Genomic DNA, 16,594 nt, shown 5'->3' on the forward strand with positions numbered 1-16,594 from the left:
ACTCTAGCTGTGGTGACGTGTGGGCTTCCCGCGTTGGGAGAGGTATTGATCGAAATCGTCCAGCGTGCGCACCCCGTGTTGTAAGACGGCGTCATAAATGTCGGTGCTCGCTACGGTGTTGCGATAGGCGGGGAGTTGATACCAGACATCTTTAATGCGCAAGATGAGCAGGCGTGTTTCATGCGTCAACTGTTGTTCAATCGCCTCGTGAAGGGGTTCAGGATGGATACCCTCACCAAGCCAGAACGAGATATCCAGTTTCCATTCGACGGGTTCGTGGAATTGATAGAAAAGCATAAAAAAATGACGTTCATCCAGGCCTTCAACTTTAAAATGCTCGCTTTGATGAAGGTAGCGTACCTGTTTGATATAAGGATGGGATAGGAGTGGCTGCATAATAGTAAAGGCACGCTCGGCACTTAGTCCGGGACTGGAAACCTGCAGGTCGATATCGCGCCAGACCATCAATCCCAGGGTCGTACTGCCCGTTTGTCGGACCTGTCCCACCTGTGAGAGTTTTTCTACGACTTTTAGCTCCTCTAATATCTGCTGTGCTTCTGTTTGCAGCCGCTTTTGGCGTTGTAACAACTGCTCATCATATTCAGACTGTTGTAGTTCCCGGCTATTAGTAGAGAGCATATCATCTTGCATATTTCTTTTTCCTTATTGCGTAATTGCGTAGAAATAATTTCCATATCCAATCTGGCAATTATACGAAATATCCATAAAGCTTTACAAGCGTGCTTATTCCAGCACAGGGCTTTGTAATGTTCGTCCAGAGATCGCAGGAAGATCATGAGCAAGCGATACGATGTCAATTCTTTCAGGTGTAGAGCGTGTGGCGGGCGGCTGCAGCCGCCTCCATCCTGCAAGAATGGAGATCACGAGCCAGCGATCAGATGGACCATCTTTCAAGTGTGGAGTGTGTGGCGGGCAGCCGCAGCCTCCTCCCTCCTGCAAACATAGAGATCACCAGCCAGCGATACGATGTCCCATCTTTCAGGTGTGGTTTGGTGAGCGGCCGCGGCCGCTCACCAAACCACACTCCCAACCCGGCGCCGCAGGTGCCAAAGAGGAACATAAAAAAGCCCTGATTCCAGAAAAGATAAACGGTATTTTGAGTAAATCTTTAAGCTTTCTTGAGACTGTACGGGTATAGTTACGTACAGAGGCGTACGTACAATGTGATTTAGAGTTTCCAGGAAGAAGGGACAAGATGCCTTACAATCGTGGATATCTTTTGGGAAGGCTCTTTGCACTGCTTGCGCGGCAAGGGATGTTGCAAGGGGACCCTGAACATGTCTATCAGGTAGCATCGACTACACCACCCCAGGTTTTGCCTGCAGCGCTGGCATTTGCTATCCAGCAGGGGAGAGAAGTGGAACTATATCCGTTAACACAACTGCTTCCCATGGATGCTTTTAACAGCCCCTTAAATCGCCGTGAGCAGGGAGCATTTGCGCTCGGTTATCTGCAGGAACGTTCAGGTCATCCCATGCCTGTAGCGGAAGATGAAGATGACGAGCCAGATCTCACCGAGCGCTATGAGCTACGTATTGATCCCCCTTGAAGGAATGGATCAAGCGCCATGGTGGAGGACCATTTATTCGAGCACTACTGCGTGCCGAACGCTTGACGCAGTCCCAGGCAAGCACGACCGAGTTAGCGCCAGAAATAGTGTCTCGGGGAGATGCCGAGCCACATTAATGTTTAGAGAAAGGTACTTGCTTATGCAGCACGTATATAGATTTTCAGGGCGTGCCTGGCATATGGGACTGATCTGTCTCATTATGGCCACAGGTTTGATGGCATGCAGCAGTCAGACAACGACGCCATCTGCTACCAGCACGCCAGCCAGTACAGCTAATAATGATATTCATAAAATCAAGCATGTTATCGTTATAATGCAAGAGAATCGCTCGTTTGATTCCTACTTTGGCACCTATCCAGGGGCGGACGGTATTCCAATGAAGAACGGTGTCCCCAGTGTGTGTGTCAACGATCCAAAGACGAATCAATGCATCAAGCCATATCATGATACCCAGGATCTCAATCACGGCGGCCCGCATGGCGCGGTTAATGCCGCCGCTGATATCAACCAGGGAAAGATGAATGGTTTTATTGCCCAGGCAGAAAAGGGCAAAGGTAGCTGTACCACCCCTAATGATCCAGCCTGTAGCGCCGGGGGCAAACAGATGTGATGGGTTATCACGACGGCAGTGATATTCCCAACTACTGGTCCTATGCAAAGAACTTTGTGTTGCAGGATCATATGTTTGAGCCAGATTCCTCCTGGAGCCTACCGGCGCACCTATTTATGGTTTCAGGCTGGTCTGCTAATTGTAGCCAGCCGGGTAACGCAGCCAGTTGTGTGAATAACATCAAAGGGCCTGTGACCCTGAAAAAGGCGAACCAATATACGGCGGACTATGCCTGGACCGATCTGACGTACCTCCTGCATAAAGCCAATATTGGTTGGGCTTACTATGTCGCGCCAGGGACCGAGCCAGATTGTGAAGATAACGCGGCCTCCTGTCAAAATGTCAAGCAGCAGGCAAAGACGCCTGGTATCTGGAATCCATTGCCAGACTTTGACACAGTCAAGCAGGATGGTCAACTGCAGAACGTGCAATCGCTCAACAATTTCGATAGCGCGGCCCAAAAAGGCACTTTACCAGCCGTCTCGTGGATTACGCCAAACGGCAAAAATAGTGAACATCCACCGGCACTGGTCAGCACAGGCCAGTCATACGTCACACAACTGGTCAACGCCGTCATGAATGGTCCCGATTGGGATAGCACCGCTATCTTTCTGGCCTGGGACGACTGGGGTGGCTTCTACGATCATGTTACACCGCCAACGGTCGATCAAAATGGTTATGGGCTCCGTGTCCCTGGCCTGGTGATCAGTGCCTATGCGCGCCAGGGATATATCGATCATCAGACTTTGAGCTTCGATGCATACCTGAAATTTATTGAAGACGATTTCTTGAACGGATCGCGCATCGATCCAAAGACGGATGGGCGACCTGATCCACGGCCCGATGTGCGAGAGAATGCGGCCATTCTAGGCAATCTTGTGAATGATTTTGATTTTAGTCAGGCTCCGCGTAAGCCTTTGGTGTTGTCCGCCAGTCCTACTACAAAGTAATTTGCGCGCGTGCGCTAACACTTCTACAGTGTCGCTGCAAATGTGTTTTATATATTTGCAGCGACACTGTATTAAACAGGTTTCTTGTATGTCAGGCTGTGTTTTACAGAGTGTCAGGGTTGCGGCATAGATGGCTTCTTCCCGCATGGGTTCTCCGCGCTTGAGCGCTCACAATGGCTTCCACCTATTGGTGCATAGGGTGCGTCAATCGCACCCTATGCACCAATAAATAAAACAGGGGCGCGTAAGCGCCCCAGGAAAAAGTGTGTCTGACACTCTGTTACAGTTTGTGGGGTTTGATGCCGTCGATGTTGACAAGGAGGTGGCGGGGCCACGTAGGACGGCGCCGGGCCGGTAGGGCGGGGGATCTACGGCCAGGCGAGGGTTGATCAGGCGTTGGGCCAGCGCGTTCAGAGCTATCTGGACCTCCAGACGGGCCAGAGGAGCCCCGAAGCAATAGTGGATACCACTGCCAAAGCCCAGATGCTCATTATCTTGCCGATCAGGAATAAAACGCTCAGGATCAGGGAAACGCTCGGGATCGCGATTGGCGGCCGCCAGCATGAGATAGACCTGTGAGCCTTTGGGGATGGTCTGGCCATCAATCTGGATATCCGCAATCGCCACGCGTTGTGAACTGAATTGCACAGGCGGCTCAAAGCGCAAAAGCTCCTCTACCAGCGGAATGGCAAGCTCCGGGTCCTTGCGTAAGCGTTCTAGCACCTCTGGATGGCGTAACAGTGTCAACATACCGTTGGTAATCAGATTGACCGTCGTCTCATGTCCAGCAATCAACAACAGGCCGGACGTACTTACAAGATCCTCAGTTGTCAGCCGTCCATCAGGACCATTATCATTGGCCAATTTAGAGAGCATATCGTTCCCTGGCTGTTTCTGCCGGGCCGCGATCAACTTGCTCATATATTGGCTCAACTCATTCCGCGCGGTCAACGCCTTTTGCCGCATCTGGAGATCTTCACCATTCCCCATTTCTGGATCAAGGGACTCCACCAGCGCATCCGCCCAGGCATGGAAGAGCTGCTCATCTTCGTGTGGCACTCCCAGCAAGCGACAAATGACAGTGACAGGGAATGGATAAGAGAAGTCATCCACAATGTCGATCTGTTTGCGACCTTGAACGTGGTCCAGTAATTCATTGACGATATTTTCCAGCTCTTGATGCATGCCAGCGATTAAGCCAGTGGTGTGGGGAGGACCGAACTGCCGGGTCACCATACGACGTAGCCGATCATGATCGGGTGGATCAAGGCGGATAAACGGAATCGGGAACTTACTACTGGCGACCGCTTGCGCTTTGGCGCTGGATGACGGTAGATTGCGCGCATCCGAACTCAGACGCGGGTCGTGCAGCAATGAGGTAACCAGGCGATAGCTGCTAACGGCATAGTTACCATCCGATTCACGGATAACTGGCGTCTTGAGCATCTCCGCATAGAGCGGGTAAGGATTGGCTCTATTCTTATAGTCATTAATCTGTTGAAATAAACTCTGCTCTGCCATAATGGCTCCTTTTCATGCTTTGTGTTCTGGCTGACTATCTATTACAGATTTTTCTGAAGCCATCGGTGAAGGTTCCAGATGCGTTGCCCGTAGCTCGCCGGGCACATGTCCAGTCAGGATAATGGTTGGTGTTGTCGTTGGCACATTGGTCTTTGGGAACTTTGCCGGGACAGGTTGTAGTGACCCGGGCTGTCATATGCAGGTGGAGCAGGTGGAAAGGGAGCGGCAGCCGCGATCTGTTTCTCATAATATGGGAGCCAGCGCCCCTGATCAAAGCTTACGGCCGCGACAGTACGTCCTTTGTGCCCATAGGCAGCCACAAAGCGGCGCTGCTCAACCGATCCTTGCATCACGACCACCTCGGTAGCAAAAGGAGGCAGGCCAACGGACTTAATGTTGAGGCCAAACTGCATGGACCAGAAGGCAGGCACAGAAATGTGGGGGCGGCGATCAGCCTCATTGTTGACCATATTATGGGCGGCAACCTCGGCCTGGCTGAGGGCATTACCCCAGTGCTCAAGCGCGATCAGTTGATATTCATACAGAGGGTGCGGGAAGCGTGCCACATCGCCGGCCACAAAGATATCATCCGTCACAATGCCATTGAGATCAAAGGCACGACAGCCTGCGTCACACGAGACCCCCAGTTGCCCGGCCGCTAAGCCTGAGCCACGGAGCCATTCGGTATTGCGAATCGAGCCCAGGGCCACAACCGCGATATCTACATCCAGGGTGCTCCCATCGGACAAATGGGCACGGCGCAAACGCTTATTGGCGTCTCCTTCCAGGGAGGTGACGGTGGTATTGCAGCGCAGATCAACGCCATTCTGACGCTGCACCTCGGCTGCGATAGCCCCGATGGTACCTCCAAGCGCACCAATTAAAGGCGATGCACTACGCTCAGTGACCGTGACAGGTAAGCCGCGATCGCGACAGACCGAGGCTATCTCTGATCCAGTGAAGCCGGCACCGATGATCAGCACATGGCGCGGTTTACTATCCAGGCGTTTTTGCAGCTGCTGTGCATCATCACGTGTGCGCACCACAAAGACCCCATCCAGATCCGCCTCCGCTTTATTTGGCCACCGGCGGGCACGAACGCCAGTGGCAATCAGTAAACGATGGTAGTCAATCTGCTGCCCATCGGCCAGCTGCACCTGCCTCTTGCGCAGATCCAGGCCAGTCGCAGCCACCCCCAATTTCCACTCTACATCATCCACATTGTACAGGCGAGGTAGTGTTGTGTGATCCGCCGTAACCCACCCTTTCAGCACCTGTTTAGAGAGCGGGGACGATCATACGGCTCGTAGGGTTCATCCCCGATCACGGTGATCTGGCCCTTAAACTCTTCTTTACGCAGGACCTCGGCTGCTCGCAGACCAGCCAGCGAGGCACCTACAATCACGATGTTTCCACTCTTTTTAAAGCTCTCTTTGAGTTCCTTCCTAGTGACCATAGTAGGCCTCCTCGTTCTTTTTTCCTGGCTTAGAGGAACGCGAGGAAGGCCGCTCAAAGGATATCGCCTGCACGGGACAGGAGGCGGCGGCCCGCAATATCTTCTCCACCTGGTCATCATCTGGACCAGGATCATACATTAAGGCCTCTTCACCTACCAGTTTAAAAGACTCAGGTGCCAAAAAACAGCACTGGGCATATCCCTGACAGCGATTTAAATCCACAACAACACGCATCAGCTTAGCTCTCCTTTATGGTATTTCCGAACAGTTACTATGTAATATCGACCTGATGATGGGTGTTCTTGTGGTTTAAATAGTGTATATATACAATCCTAAACGTCTTTCTAGCAGTGTTAGCAGCCACTGATGAGAACTTGATCTCTTAGCGACTTGCCTGTATCGTCACCAGGGGCATTAATTCGCCCACCGGCATGCTCCGTTCTCTTGTAATCTCCTGGAAGCCAGCCGCTTGAACGGTCTGTTCTGTATTGCGGTTCCAATGGCAATTACCTAAAAAGAGCCTCGTAAGGGGCGTGATAAGATCCTGTATAAACGCGTTGAAAGGCACCCTGGCCCGCACATGTTCTACTAACAGGAGCTGGCCCCCGGGTTTGAGGACGCGTCGAATCTCTTGCAGACCTTTTAAGGGATCGTTGACCGAGCAGAAAACGAGCGTGCAAACAACGCTGTCAAAGTACTCGTCAGCAAAGGGCAATTGTTCGACGGGCGTCTGGGTCAGCTTGATAGGTACAGGCGCGGCTGTGGCCCGTGTACGGGCATATCTCAACATCGCGCTATCTGGTTCGGTCGCTTCCACACGCTCGACTAGTGCCGGATTATAATAAGCAAAGTTCAGACCATTACCGGCGCCCACTTCGAGCACCAGTCCTTTAGCCTGTCCAACAAGTTCTTTACGTATTGGTTCCATATATTGCTTCTCTGCTTTTCCCTGTGATATGCGCTCGTAGAAGCTAGCAAAGAAGCGATGACCCCTGGTTGATGTTGGTGTTCGATGCTGACTCATGCTGATATATCTCACTTTCAACTAATAACGGAGACCTACACGCAGCTCTGTTGCTTTCTCAGGAATAATGAGCTCATCCATTATTCCTGAGACGTATATGCAACCTGGAAATCAAAGGGGAGATAGATAGATGGAATATACAGTAACTTATCTGCTACGCGCGGCAGCCCTGGGGGCAGGTGAACGTTGTATAGTTAGCCAGACAATCTTCACAGCAAATCAGGTGGCGATGGCAATCATCATTGGTGCAGTTGACATAATGTTCTGACGGCTGCTGGCATACGACACAGTGACCGATTACTTCATGTTCAGGCTGGTCCGTATGAAATCCCATCAGGATACGATTGTCAAAGACATACAATTTTCCCTTGAAATGCTGGTTGGGATATTTCTCCATATAGGTAACAATACCATCCTGGAGCTGATAGACATCCTGCATGCCATTTTTCAATAAAAAGCCGGTTGCCTTCTCACAGCGCACTCCTCCGGTGCAGACAGTGACCATTGGAGCATCGGTTAGCTTCTGCAGTTCTGGTAACACCTTGGGAAGATCGCGAAAGTTCTCCATGGCGGGCAGGATCGCATTTTCAAAATGGCCACTTTTATGTTCATAGTCATTGCGCATATCCACCAGGTAGAATTTCTTGCCACTTTCATACCATGCATGTAACTCGTCGGCCGTCAGATATTTTCCAGTCTGTTGCGTCGGATTTACATCCCAATCAGCCACACTATCACTGATAATATCATTGCGCACCTTGACCGATAAGATTGGCAAGGCATTGCCCGTACCCTCGCTGATTTTATAGGTAATTTCCTTGAAGGCTGGATATTCTTTCATTGCCCGCATATATTGGCGGGTTGCGGCGACGGTTCCCTCAACGGTTCCGTTAATGCCCTCATGGGCAACGATAATGCGCCCCTTCAGTCCGAGAAGCTGGCACAGGGTTTTCTGCCACAGTTTCACCGCCTGGGGATCAGGAACCTCGATATATTTGTAGTAAAGTAAAATTTGATAGCTCATGCTGATAGTATATCCAAAAACCAATAACTTTGCCTGTAAAAATAGTACCAATAATCAGGGTTTTTGGCCAGCCCGGGGGCGTCAGCGGCAGGGCTTTTTCATGTTCTTCTGTGGCACCTGCGGCGCCGGGTTGGGAGTGTAGAGTGTGTGTAGTGGGTGGCCGCGGCCGCCCATCACACACTCTACACCTGAAAGAAGGTTCATTGTATCGCTGGCTGGTGATCTCCCTGCGATCTATTGAAAAAGCGGAATAATTCGGTTTTATTGGCAGATATTGATAGAGTATAACCGGTTATTTTTCATAATGGTAAAAGCTGCATTCTGTGATAATCAGGCTGACAAGGCTTGACAAATGACACAATTGTTCTTATTCTTAGAAAGAGATAGAAATTCCGGATAATTATTGGCATTGTAGTCATTAAAAACCGGTTAATTTCAGAAATAAATATCTATGTGACAATGGCCGTTACTCTGAACCCATCCTGCTTAAACCTTCGTAGGGAAACGAACTTTCATTGATGATACTTAGCAGAACAAGGAGTGTTCGCATGAAACGTTGGCCCATTTCACGATTTATCTTTGCCTTAGCCCTTGTCGTGGGCGTTTTCTCGATCGGCCTCACTTCCCAGAGCGTACATGCTGCCCCTGCCCTGTCAACGATCACCGGTCTACACGTATCTGGCAACCAGTTGCTCAATGGCAATGGTGAAAACGTACGGTTGCTGGGCGTTAACCGTTCCGGAACCGAATACAAATGTATCAATAACGCAGGGATCTTTGATGGTCCTAATGATGAGGCTTCAGTCGATGCAATGGCGAGCTGGCATATCAATGCTGTGCGCGTGCCATTGAATGAGGATTGCTGGCTGTGGATCAATGGAGGTCAAAACGCCTATGGTGGCGATGCCTATGTACAGTCCATTAAAGATTATGTGAATCTACTGAACTCCAAAGGCCTGATCGCTATCCTGGATCTGCATTGGAGTGCACCTGGTACTGACTCGTCAACCGGTCAACAGCCAATGCCAGATGCTGATCATGCATCTGATTTCTGGTGGTCGGTTGCCAGTACTTTCAAAGACAATTCTTCTGTGATCTTCAACCTCTATAACGAGCCACATGCCGATAGTGATGGTGGTGATTGTTGGGAGAATGGTAGCTCGGCGGCCTATACCGCTCCTTGTTCTTCGGTAGGTTTTGCCGTGGCAGGCATGCAGACCCTGGTAGGCAAAGTACGCGGAGCCGGTGCCAACAACGTAATCATGCTTGACGGTTGGGGTTACGCCAACTACATTGGTGGTGTACTGAGCAACCTGCCCAGTGATCCACAGAATAACCTGATGATTTCAGCGCACGTCTACGATAACTCTGGTTGTAACACAACCGACTGTTTCACGCAGCAGTATGCGCCTGTAGCCCAACAAGTTCCAGTCGTCTTCGGTGAAATCGGAGAATCGGACTGCCAGCATGGTTTTATTGACTCAGTCATGAATTGGGCGGACCAGAATGGCGTTGGTTATCTGGGCTGGGCCTGGGATACCTATGATTGCGGCTCATTCCCGTCTTTAATTTCCAATTATGATGGGACCCCAACTCAATTTGGTCAGGGTTTTAAAGATCACCTGGCCTCGTTCTAACCTGCGGACGTGAAGTCCCTCGTTTCTTGAGAAGTCAACAGCGCAGGAAATTTTCTCGGCCAGAGTACAGGAAGAGACAGTATCTCACATTTGAGATACTGTCTCTTCTGGTATATACCGCTCACGAAGGGCGCAAAAAGTAAAAACCCTGAGTAATTGAAGAAAGCTATAGATGTATTGTTGAGTAAACGTGGTTAAGTTTCAACAAATTTAGCTGATTTTATAATAGGAAAGTACCAATTTATGTGAAGTATTGTACACATAGGCGCCTATTACTGTATCCTTACATTAAAAGAACTATAGTTAAACTATGGTTAATAGTAGAACTGCGTCATTTGTGGCGGGTTGTCATCTTTGGAAGGATTGTATTGCGTGATAAAAAAAGCACAAAGTTTGAAATGGATTATTAGTGCAGCGCTTTTTCTGGTTCTGCTGACAGCTTGTGGAAACGCTGCAACGTCTAGCACTTCGCAGAGTGCAGGAAATGCTAGCTCCACTTCACATTCCAAGAATACAGCCAATACCGTATCTAGCAGGCGTGGGGCCACAGCTACGCCGATAGATGTGGCTTTAGCGCCAAAGCCAACACCACATCCAACGGCTGGAACATTGCCGGCAGCCAGAAAGGCCGAGCCCCAGTCGACGCAACCACCTGTTGTACCTACAACCCTGGCGCCCCAGCCGACTCAGGCACCTGTCCAGTCAGGCGGCGGCGGTGGCAGTACTATACCGGCCGCCGCGCAGGCAGTATTTAACCTGATCAATCAGGAGCGTGCTGGCGCTGGCCTGGGCCCACTGCAATGGAGTAGCCAGCTGGTGCAGAGCGCCCATCAGCATAATATGAACATGGCTGCCGCCAATCAGCTGTCCCACCAACTACCGGGAGAAGCATATTTTGCGGACCGTGAGAAGCAGGCGGGCGTGAACTGGGTCGCGGCCGCCGAGAACATCGGTGTCGGCTATGGTGATCCCACCACTGCGGCTGTTGGCTTAAACCAGGCTATGTTTGGTGAGCAGCCACCTGATGATGGGCATCGCCGTAACATCCTCTCGACCAGTTGCACCATGGTAGGTGTCGATGTCCTGGTTGATACACAGCACAGCCGCGTCTGGCTAACCGAAGATTTCGCCGCCGTATAGCGAGCACTGCGTATTCGTGGAACATCCTATAGACATAAAGCCGCGTATGATTGATTTTATGTGATGGCTGAAAACTGGAATAGCGGTGGGCCTTCTCTACAAAGGAGAAGGCCCACCGCTATTATAATAGCTATAAACAATATCGTTAAAAGCGCAAGAATCTGCTCAAACAGCGCAAGAATCTACCGGCTACAATGCTAAATTTAAGGTATAGTGTGATCATGGCAACGCTTGTCCGGTGAGACCGAATAAGGTCTAGATAAATATAAATTATGTATAATGAAGGAGCGACATATGTTGCGTACTCATCTTACCACCACCTGGAACTTGCGCTATCCCATTATTGGAGCCCCGATGGCTTATGTTGGACGAGGCCGCCTGGCGCAAGCGGTCTCGCGTGCTGGAGGACTGGGAATGATTGGTATTGGAAGCAACGAGCCAGTAGAATTCTTTGAGCGTGAAGCTGCTATTGCTCGTGGAGCTGAGCAGCTGCGTTTTGGCTTTGGATTGATGGCCTGGGCCATTGAAAAGCGGCCAGAAATGCTGCAGGCCGCGATCCAGAGCCGGCCATTTTTAATCTCGATCTCCTTTGGCTCTCTCGAGCCTTATATTGAGCTTGTACACCAGCATGGCATCTATCTGGCGACCCAGGTACACTCGCGAGCTGAGGCTGTCCAGGCGGCCCAGATGGGTGTTGATCTGATTGTTGCGCAGGGAACCGAGGCGGGCGGACACACTGGCGATGTGGGAACGCTGCCCCTCTTACAAGCGGTATTGGATGCCGTTCAAGTACCGGTCGTGGCTGCAGGAGGTATTGCTACGGCGCGCGGAGTGGCCGCCGCGCTGGCTGCTGGCGCTACAGGAGTTTGGGTAGGTACCTGTCTACTGGCCTCTCCTGAATGCGAAAACACAGAACAGGCCCGCGCGCGTATAATTCAGTCCCAGGAAACCGATACCATACTGACACGCGTCTTTGACGTGGCCCAGGGACTGAGCTGGCCGCCGCAATATGCAGGGCGAGCCTTGCGCAATCATTACACCGATCAGTGGCATGCTAATGTAGAGGCGCTGGCTACTGATGTACAGGCCCGGCAGCAGCTGGCGGAGGCTATTAAAGAGAAAGATTATGAGCAAGCCCATATCTACGCAGGGGAAGGAGTCGGGCTGGTAAGGCAACAGCAAGCGGCCGCCACCGTAATTCAACAATTAGGTGACGGCGCTGAACAACTACTCCACGAACGGTATCGTACATTGTTCTAATTATAATATCTATGCCTGGCGCGCGAAGCGACCAAGCAGCTCCATGACCGCGCCTTCTTCATAGGCAGGGTCCTGAGCTGGATAAACGGCGATCTGTAATTCGTTAATACCTGCCTCGTACATAGAGGCAAGCCTATCTATGATGGTTTCTTCAGTACCATAAATAAACATCTCTTTGATCAGTTCGTCGGAGGGCAGTCCATCGGTTTGCAATGGGAAGCCCGCATCGGCAAATAATTTTTGATACACAGGCATCCCGAGATAGCGTCCAAGCGCCTGGTAGGCTGCCTGGCGTACCTGAGCGAAGTCGCGGCTAAAGATAACCGGTGCGCTGGCAATCAACGCTGGTGTCGGGCGGCCAGCCAGTGCCGCGCCTTCCTGCAATGCCGGTAACGCCACCGACTTCATATAGGACAGCAATCCCCAGGAGACCATCGCGCCATCTGAAATCTCGCCAGCCAGTTTAAACATGTTTTTCTGTACAGCTGCCAGCACGATTGGTGTTTTGGGGGCCGCAATATAAGGGGGAGCTGTGCCTCGACATTGAAATTGTCCCCATGGTGATGTACCTCACCGGTCCAGAGCAGGTTGCGTAGAATATTGACATATTCGCGCAGGTAATTGATCGGTTTCTGGAATGGGACCCCATACATAGACTCAACCACAAACGGATGGCTAACGCCAATGCCCAGGCGAAAACGTTGTGGGGCCAGTTCCGCCACTGTTAGTACCTGGTTAGCAAGCGTAAGTGGATGGCGTGTATATGTGACCGTAATACCTGTCCCCAGGTTTATCTGCTGTGTGTTTGCGGCTGCCACCGCCAGCGTGGTCAATGCATCCGGACCCACCGGCTCACTGGGAACCCAGGCCATTGGCACACCTGCGGCCTCTGCCTGCTGGACAGCTTGAAGCAGAGATTGGCTGGTTGGACGGAAGAGAGTAATACCGAGCGAACGGGATACTGACATCGAAATGAGGCTCCTTTTTATGAACTATACGCCTCAATAGTACCCCGTCGCGGATTTCCAGGCAAGGGCTTTTAATTTTTTATTGATTGCAGATGCACTACTTGTTCATCGTTAGCGATTGAGCCAGCCGGTACCAGCGATGTCTGATGACCGTCGAGTAGTGCAGCCTGTTTGTGAGAAAGAATAGTATCCTTTGGATGGGTGGACTGCCAGACTTCCTCAATCGCCTGTGCATTCTGCTCACGGTAGACAAAGCGGCAGTCAATGTCGCGCTCGACCGCCCGGGCGTTCACGCGCCCCAGGATCTCTTTGGCCTGTATATCATCGATATGGGCCTCCATCAGTCTGAATGCCTCTATCTGCTCTTCTTCCTTCTGGTTGCCAAGATAGAGAAAGACAACTGGATTTGGCGCATCTGGTGCCAGGGCAGTATCGATAATCTCTTCATTCGTGGGATCATCAGTGGCCAGTACGGCCAGTACCTGGGCCGGGAAATCACTTTCGACGCCCGTGGTCAATACAGCGACGCGACCCTTTTTCCTGGCACGTTTATAATTGACATACGCGATTATCATGCCGAGTACCGCTACAGAGCCACCAAAGGCGGTAGCCAGCGGCTTGGCCACCAGATTTGTGCCCCAGGCCAGCAGGACAAGAAGGGTTGTCAGGATGCCCAGCACGAAATTGGGGGTTGAGCGCGTCCAGGGCCCTTCAATCTCTGGTTGCTGTGATGGTACCGGCTGTCGCTTTTGCTCTGGATTATCCTCGGGCTGGATATCTTTGAGGCTCTCGATGGGATTGCTCAATTGTTGTTCGTTCTCTTGCGCATTCTCTTCCAGCGCCACCGCATGCTCAAGCTTTTGCGGATCATCAATCTTTTTACTCAGCCTGGCCCGAATCTTGCGGGCGCGCAACCGGACAATGTCCATACTGATGCAGGTTAATGAGAAGGCGCCTAACAAACCAAAGGCGTACATATCGCCCAGCACATTGATATTGCCATGCACAACCAGCAAAACCGCGATCGGCACCAGGGTGGCCATGGCGATCGAAAAATGGGGTGTACCCCTCAGCGTATTGCGCTTCAGCAGCCATTGCGGGAAGAACTCCATATTTGAAAGAGCCATAAACACATGGTAGGAGCCGATAATGGCTGTATTGCTGGCAAAGACCAGTAGCGCGCTGGCACTGATGGCTACTTCAGTCTGCAGGAATGGACCCCCCCATTTGCCGGCCAGCAAAGATATGATCTGACTGGAAAGCACATCATTAGACGCCGCATGAGGCAGCAGGAGGGTCGATAGCATAGTCAGCAATGGGCTGGTAAGCCCGATCGTTAAGACGACCAGGAACAGGGCGCTACGTCCGACCTTGCTGCGCGGGAGCTTCATGACCGGCGATAGCTGAGAAATACTCTCCAGACCCGAGAAGGCCAGGAAGGAGCCGGCGAAACCAACCAGGATCGTCACCGGACTCATATTGTGGGTTGAGAACATTTGCGGGAAGAGAGCCAGGAACTGCATAAAGGTGAGATGGGTGAAGACCGTAAACAGGATCGCCAGGTCACTGACAAAGGCGATGATGGCCGCAACCATACTGACTTTGGCGCTCTCACTGACGCCGATCCAGTTCAATACGCCTAATAAGAGTAGGAGCAACAGGGTGATCCAGACAGTAATTGGAAAACCAATAGCTACATGCTGGGGTCCGAGCGCGGGTATTACCACGCTCAGATAGAGTATGCCCGACAGGCAACTGATCGCGGCCGTCAGGAAATAATCCACCAGGATAAACATGCCTCCCAGGGCACCAAACCAGCGGTTGAGCGCACGGGCCGCCACCGTCACCACGCCACCACCTTGCGGAAAGCGGTAGGTTACTTCAACATACTTAAAGGTAAGCAAAATAAAGACCACCATGGTCAAAAAAACAAAGAAGCCAGATAGGGCATTGACTGTCTTATATAGGATACCGGGAACATAATAAATGGAGGTACCAATATCAGCGAACACAACGGCCCAGCAGAGCCAGGGTCCCAGTTGTCCCTTCTTTTCTTTCTGTTCGCTTGAAGCAGTAGGAGATGGTGATTGCTGAGCCATAGACAACCGAGCTCCTTTAGGTGTTAGAATTCAGGTTTCAGATTTTTGGCAGTTTGAAAGAAGTATTTGCGTTGGGTAATGGGTGTATTTTAATCTATCTGTAGTACGGATTAAATGTTGAGTTCGCTTCGATGTGTGCTGGTGGAGATTTCTATTGCCAATAGGGAGTTGGGTATTTGTTTGTATGCGTGTGCTGCGCACCCGAACTAATTTTTATGGTGCAAAAGTGCGCATTGCGCACTTTTGCACCATAAAATTAGTTCGGGTGTGATTTTGCACACAAAAAATAGTGGTTGATTTTCTCTAAATTGATGAGATGTGGATTTTGTACACAAAAATAGTGGTTGATTTTCTCTAAATTGACGAGATGTGCGATTTCTACTATAGTAAAATGCATCGGCTGAGCCGATCGATGTAGATGTAGCTTAGTGGTAGAGCACCGACTCATAAGCCGGTTGGATGTGCGTTCGATTCCACCATCTAGATCGTGAAGAGGGGTGTGGTGCAGCGTGAGCATGATACTGTGCAAAGTATAGACATCGGGTTCAACTCCCGATTGCCTCTCACCAAATAATCTTTTTCTTATGTATTGACAGGATTTTTGCTACTCACAATAATATAGTAAGCCATCGGTTGATGATGTGGATATCTCTAAAATGATGAGATGTCGATTTTGTACCACAAAAATAGTGGTTGATTTTCTCTAAATTGACGAGATGTGCGATTTCTACTATAGTAAAATGCATCGGCTGAGCCGATCGATGTAGATGTAGCTTAGTGGTAGAGCACCGGACTCATAAGCCGGTTGGATGTGCGTTCGATTCCCACCATCTAGATCGTGAAGAGGGGTGTGGTGCAGCGTGAGCATGATACTGTGCAAAGTATAGACATCGGTTCAACTCCCGATTGCCTCTCACCAAATAATCTTTTTCTTATGTATTGACAGGAATTCTTTGCTATAATATAGTAAGCCCATCGGTTTTCCCGATCGATGTGGATATCGCTTAATAGATAGAGCACTTACTCTGCAGGTAAGAGATGCAGGTTCGAATCCTGACGTTCATATCGTGAAGAGGGGTGTGGTGCAGCGTAAGCATAGTACGGATCACGTATAAGACATCAGTTTAACTCCTGGTCACCTCTCTATATTATATGTATATAGTTTAATGCGCTTCTGCTACTATGTTGACAGAAATTCCTCGCTCTATTATAGTAAGCCATCGGTTAAACCGATCGATATAGATGTGGTGTAAACGGTTAACATATTTACCTCTCAAGTAAGAGATTGTAGGTTCAACTCCTGCCATCTAGAT

Annotated in this window: 14 protein-coding genes, 3 tRNA genes and 2 pseudogenes; 10 read left to right on the forward strand and 9 right to left on the reverse strand. The window is 50.5% G+C overall.

What is annotated here, in order from left to right; genetic code table 11:
• Window positions 1–3: 3 nt before the first annotated feature.
• A complete protein-coding gene (locus tag EL645_RS38245) occupies window positions 4–651 on the reverse strand; it encodes a hypothetical protein (protein ID WP_126557604.1) in 648 nt (215 codons plus the stop codon).
• Window positions 652–1,216: 565 nt separating this feature from the next.
• On the opposite strand from EL645_RS38245, the gene EL645_RS38250 reads away from it, so the two are divergent.
• Genes EL645_RS38250 through EL645_RS38260 form a run of 4 tightly spaced genes read left to right on the forward strand, consistent with a single transcriptional unit; the run spans window position 1,217 to window position 3,151 of the window.
• The gene (locus tag EL645_RS38250; RefSeq protein ID WP_126557605.1) at window positions 1,217–1,570 is read left to right on the forward strand and encodes a type I-C CRISPR-associated protein Cas8c/Csd1; all 354 of its coding nucleotides are present in this window, start codon (window positions 1,217–1,219) and stop codon (window positions 1,568–1,570) included.
• The gene (locus EL645_RS39885) at window positions 1,567–1,707 is read left to right on the forward strand and encodes a hypothetical protein (RefSeq protein ID WP_161978040.1); all 141 of its coding nucleotides are present in this window, start codon (window positions 1,567–1,569) and stop codon (window positions 1,705–1,707) included. The genes EL645_RS38250 and EL645_RS39885 overlap by 4 nt, the downstream gene beginning before the upstream one ends.
• A gap of 23 nt (window positions 1,708–1,730) precedes the next feature.
• Window positions 1,731–2,201, forward strand: a complete 471-nt coding sequence (locus EL645_RS45005; RefSeq protein WP_218032281.1) for an alkaline phosphatase family protein — start codon at window positions 1,731–1,733, stop codon at window positions 2,199–2,201.
• Entirely contained in the window at window positions 2,201–3,151 is a 951-nt protein-coding gene (locus tag EL645_RS38260; protein WP_126557606.1) for an alkaline phosphatase family protein, read from the forward strand. The genes EL645_RS45005 and EL645_RS38260 overlap by 1 nt, the downstream gene beginning before the upstream one ends.
• A gap of 280 nt (window positions 3,152–3,431) precedes the next feature.
• On the opposite strand, the pseudogene EL645_RS38265 reads toward EL645_RS38260, so the two are convergent.
• From EL645_RS38265 to trhO, 5 genes and pseudogenes are all read right to left on the reverse strand, one after another.
• Window positions 3,432–4,672 (reverse strand): annotated as a pseudogene (locus tag EL645_RS38265) (cytochrome P450).
• A 12-nt stretch (window positions 4,673–4,684) separates the two neighbouring features.
• Window positions 4,685–6,128 (reverse strand): annotated as a pseudogene (locus tag EL645_RS38270) (NAD(P)/FAD-dependent oxidoreductase).
• The gene (locus tag EL645_RS38275; RefSeq protein ID WP_126557607.1) at window positions 6,118–6,363 is read right to left on the reverse strand and encodes a ferredoxin; all 246 of its coding nucleotides are present in this window, start codon (window positions 6,361–6,363) and stop codon (window positions 6,118–6,120) included. The pseudogene EL645_RS38270 and the gene EL645_RS38275 overlap by 11 nt, the downstream one beginning before the upstream one ends.
• Window positions 6,364–6,511: 148 nt before the next feature.
• Window positions 6,512–7,153: a class I SAM-dependent methyltransferase gene (locus EL645_RS38280; protein WP_126557608.1), complete on the reverse strand. Its 642-nt coding sequence runs from the start codon at window positions 7,151–7,153 to the stop codon at window positions 6,512–6,514.
• Window positions 7,154–7,307: 154 nt separating this feature from the next.
• Window positions 7,308–8,177 carry an oxygen-dependent tRNA uridine(34) hydroxylase TrhO gene (gene trhO / locus EL645_RS38285; protein ID WP_126557609.1) on the reverse strand — a complete coding sequence of 290 codons (870 nt, stop codon included), beginning with the start codon at window positions 8,175–8,177 and terminating at the stop codon, window positions 7,308–7,310.
• 548 nt (window positions 8,178–8,725) lie between these two features.
• On the opposite strand from trhO, the gene EL645_RS38290 reads away from it, so the two are divergent.
• The 3 genes from EL645_RS38290 to EL645_RS38300 all read left to right on the forward strand — a co-directional run bounded on the left by EL645_RS38290 (window position 8,726) and on the right by EL645_RS38300 (window position 12,214).
• Entirely contained in the window at window positions 8,726–9,814 is a 1,089-nt protein-coding gene (locus EL645_RS38290) for a cellulase family glycosylhydrolase (RefSeq protein WP_126557610.1), read from the forward strand.
• 372 nt (window positions 9,815–10,186) lie between these two features.
• Window positions 10,187–10,954, forward strand: coding sequence for a CAP domain-containing protein (locus EL645_RS38295; protein ID WP_161978041.1), 768 nt, complete (start codon window positions 10,187–10,189; stop codon window positions 10,952–10,954).
• Between the two features lie 294 nt (window positions 10,955–11,248).
• The gene (locus EL645_RS38300) at window positions 11,249–12,214 is read left to right on the forward strand and encodes an NAD(P)H-dependent flavin oxidoreductase (RefSeq protein WP_126557612.1); all 966 of its coding nucleotides are present in this window, start codon (window positions 11,249–11,251) and stop codon (window positions 12,212–12,214) included.
• A gap of 9 nt (window positions 12,215–12,223) precedes the next feature.
• Here the strand turns inward: EL645_RS38300 and EL645_RS43675 are convergent, their stop codons facing one another.
• From EL645_RS43675 to EL645_RS38310, 3 genes are all read right to left on the reverse strand, one after another.
• Window positions 12,224–12,685, reverse strand: a complete 462-nt coding sequence (locus EL645_RS43675) for an LLM class flavin-dependent oxidoreductase (protein WP_246035723.1) — start codon at window positions 12,683–12,685, stop codon at window positions 12,224–12,226.
• The gene (locus EL645_RS43680) at window positions 12,619–13,182 is read right to left on the reverse strand and encodes an LLM class flavin-dependent oxidoreductase (RefSeq protein ID WP_246035724.1); all 564 of its coding nucleotides are present in this window, start codon (window positions 13,180–13,182) and stop codon (window positions 12,619–12,621) included. Before EL645_RS43680 ends, EL645_RS43675 begins: the two co-directional genes overlap by 67 nt.
• A gap of 71 nt (window positions 13,183–13,253) precedes the next feature.
• Window positions 13,254–15,281, reverse strand: coding sequence for an APC family permease (locus tag EL645_RS38310; protein ID WP_126557613.1), 2,028 nt, complete (start codon window positions 15,279–15,281; stop codon window positions 13,254–13,256).
• Between the two features lie 844 nt (window positions 15,282–16,125).
• On the opposite strand from EL645_RS38310, the gene EL645_RS39890 reads away from it, so the two are divergent.
• From EL645_RS39890 to EL645_RS38325, 3 genes are all read left to right on the forward strand, one after another.
• Window positions 16,126–16,196, forward strand: a tRNA-OTHER gene (locus tag EL645_RS39890).
• Window positions 16,197–16,274: 78 nt separating this feature from the next.
• Window positions 16,275–16,346: transfer RNA gene (locus EL645_RS39895), tRNA-Ala, on the forward strand.
• Between the two features lie 173 nt (window positions 16,347–16,519).
• Window positions 16,520–16,590: transfer RNA gene (locus tag EL645_RS38325), tRNA-Glu, on the forward strand.
• The last annotated feature ends 4 nt before the right edge of the window (window positions 16,591–16,594 follow it).

Origin of the sequence: Dictyobacter kobayashii (genome assembly GCF_003967555.1) — a bacterium.
GTDB lineage: Bacteria > Chloroflexota > Ktedonobacteria > Ktedonobacterales > Ktedonobacteraceae > Dictyobacter > Dictyobacter kobayashii.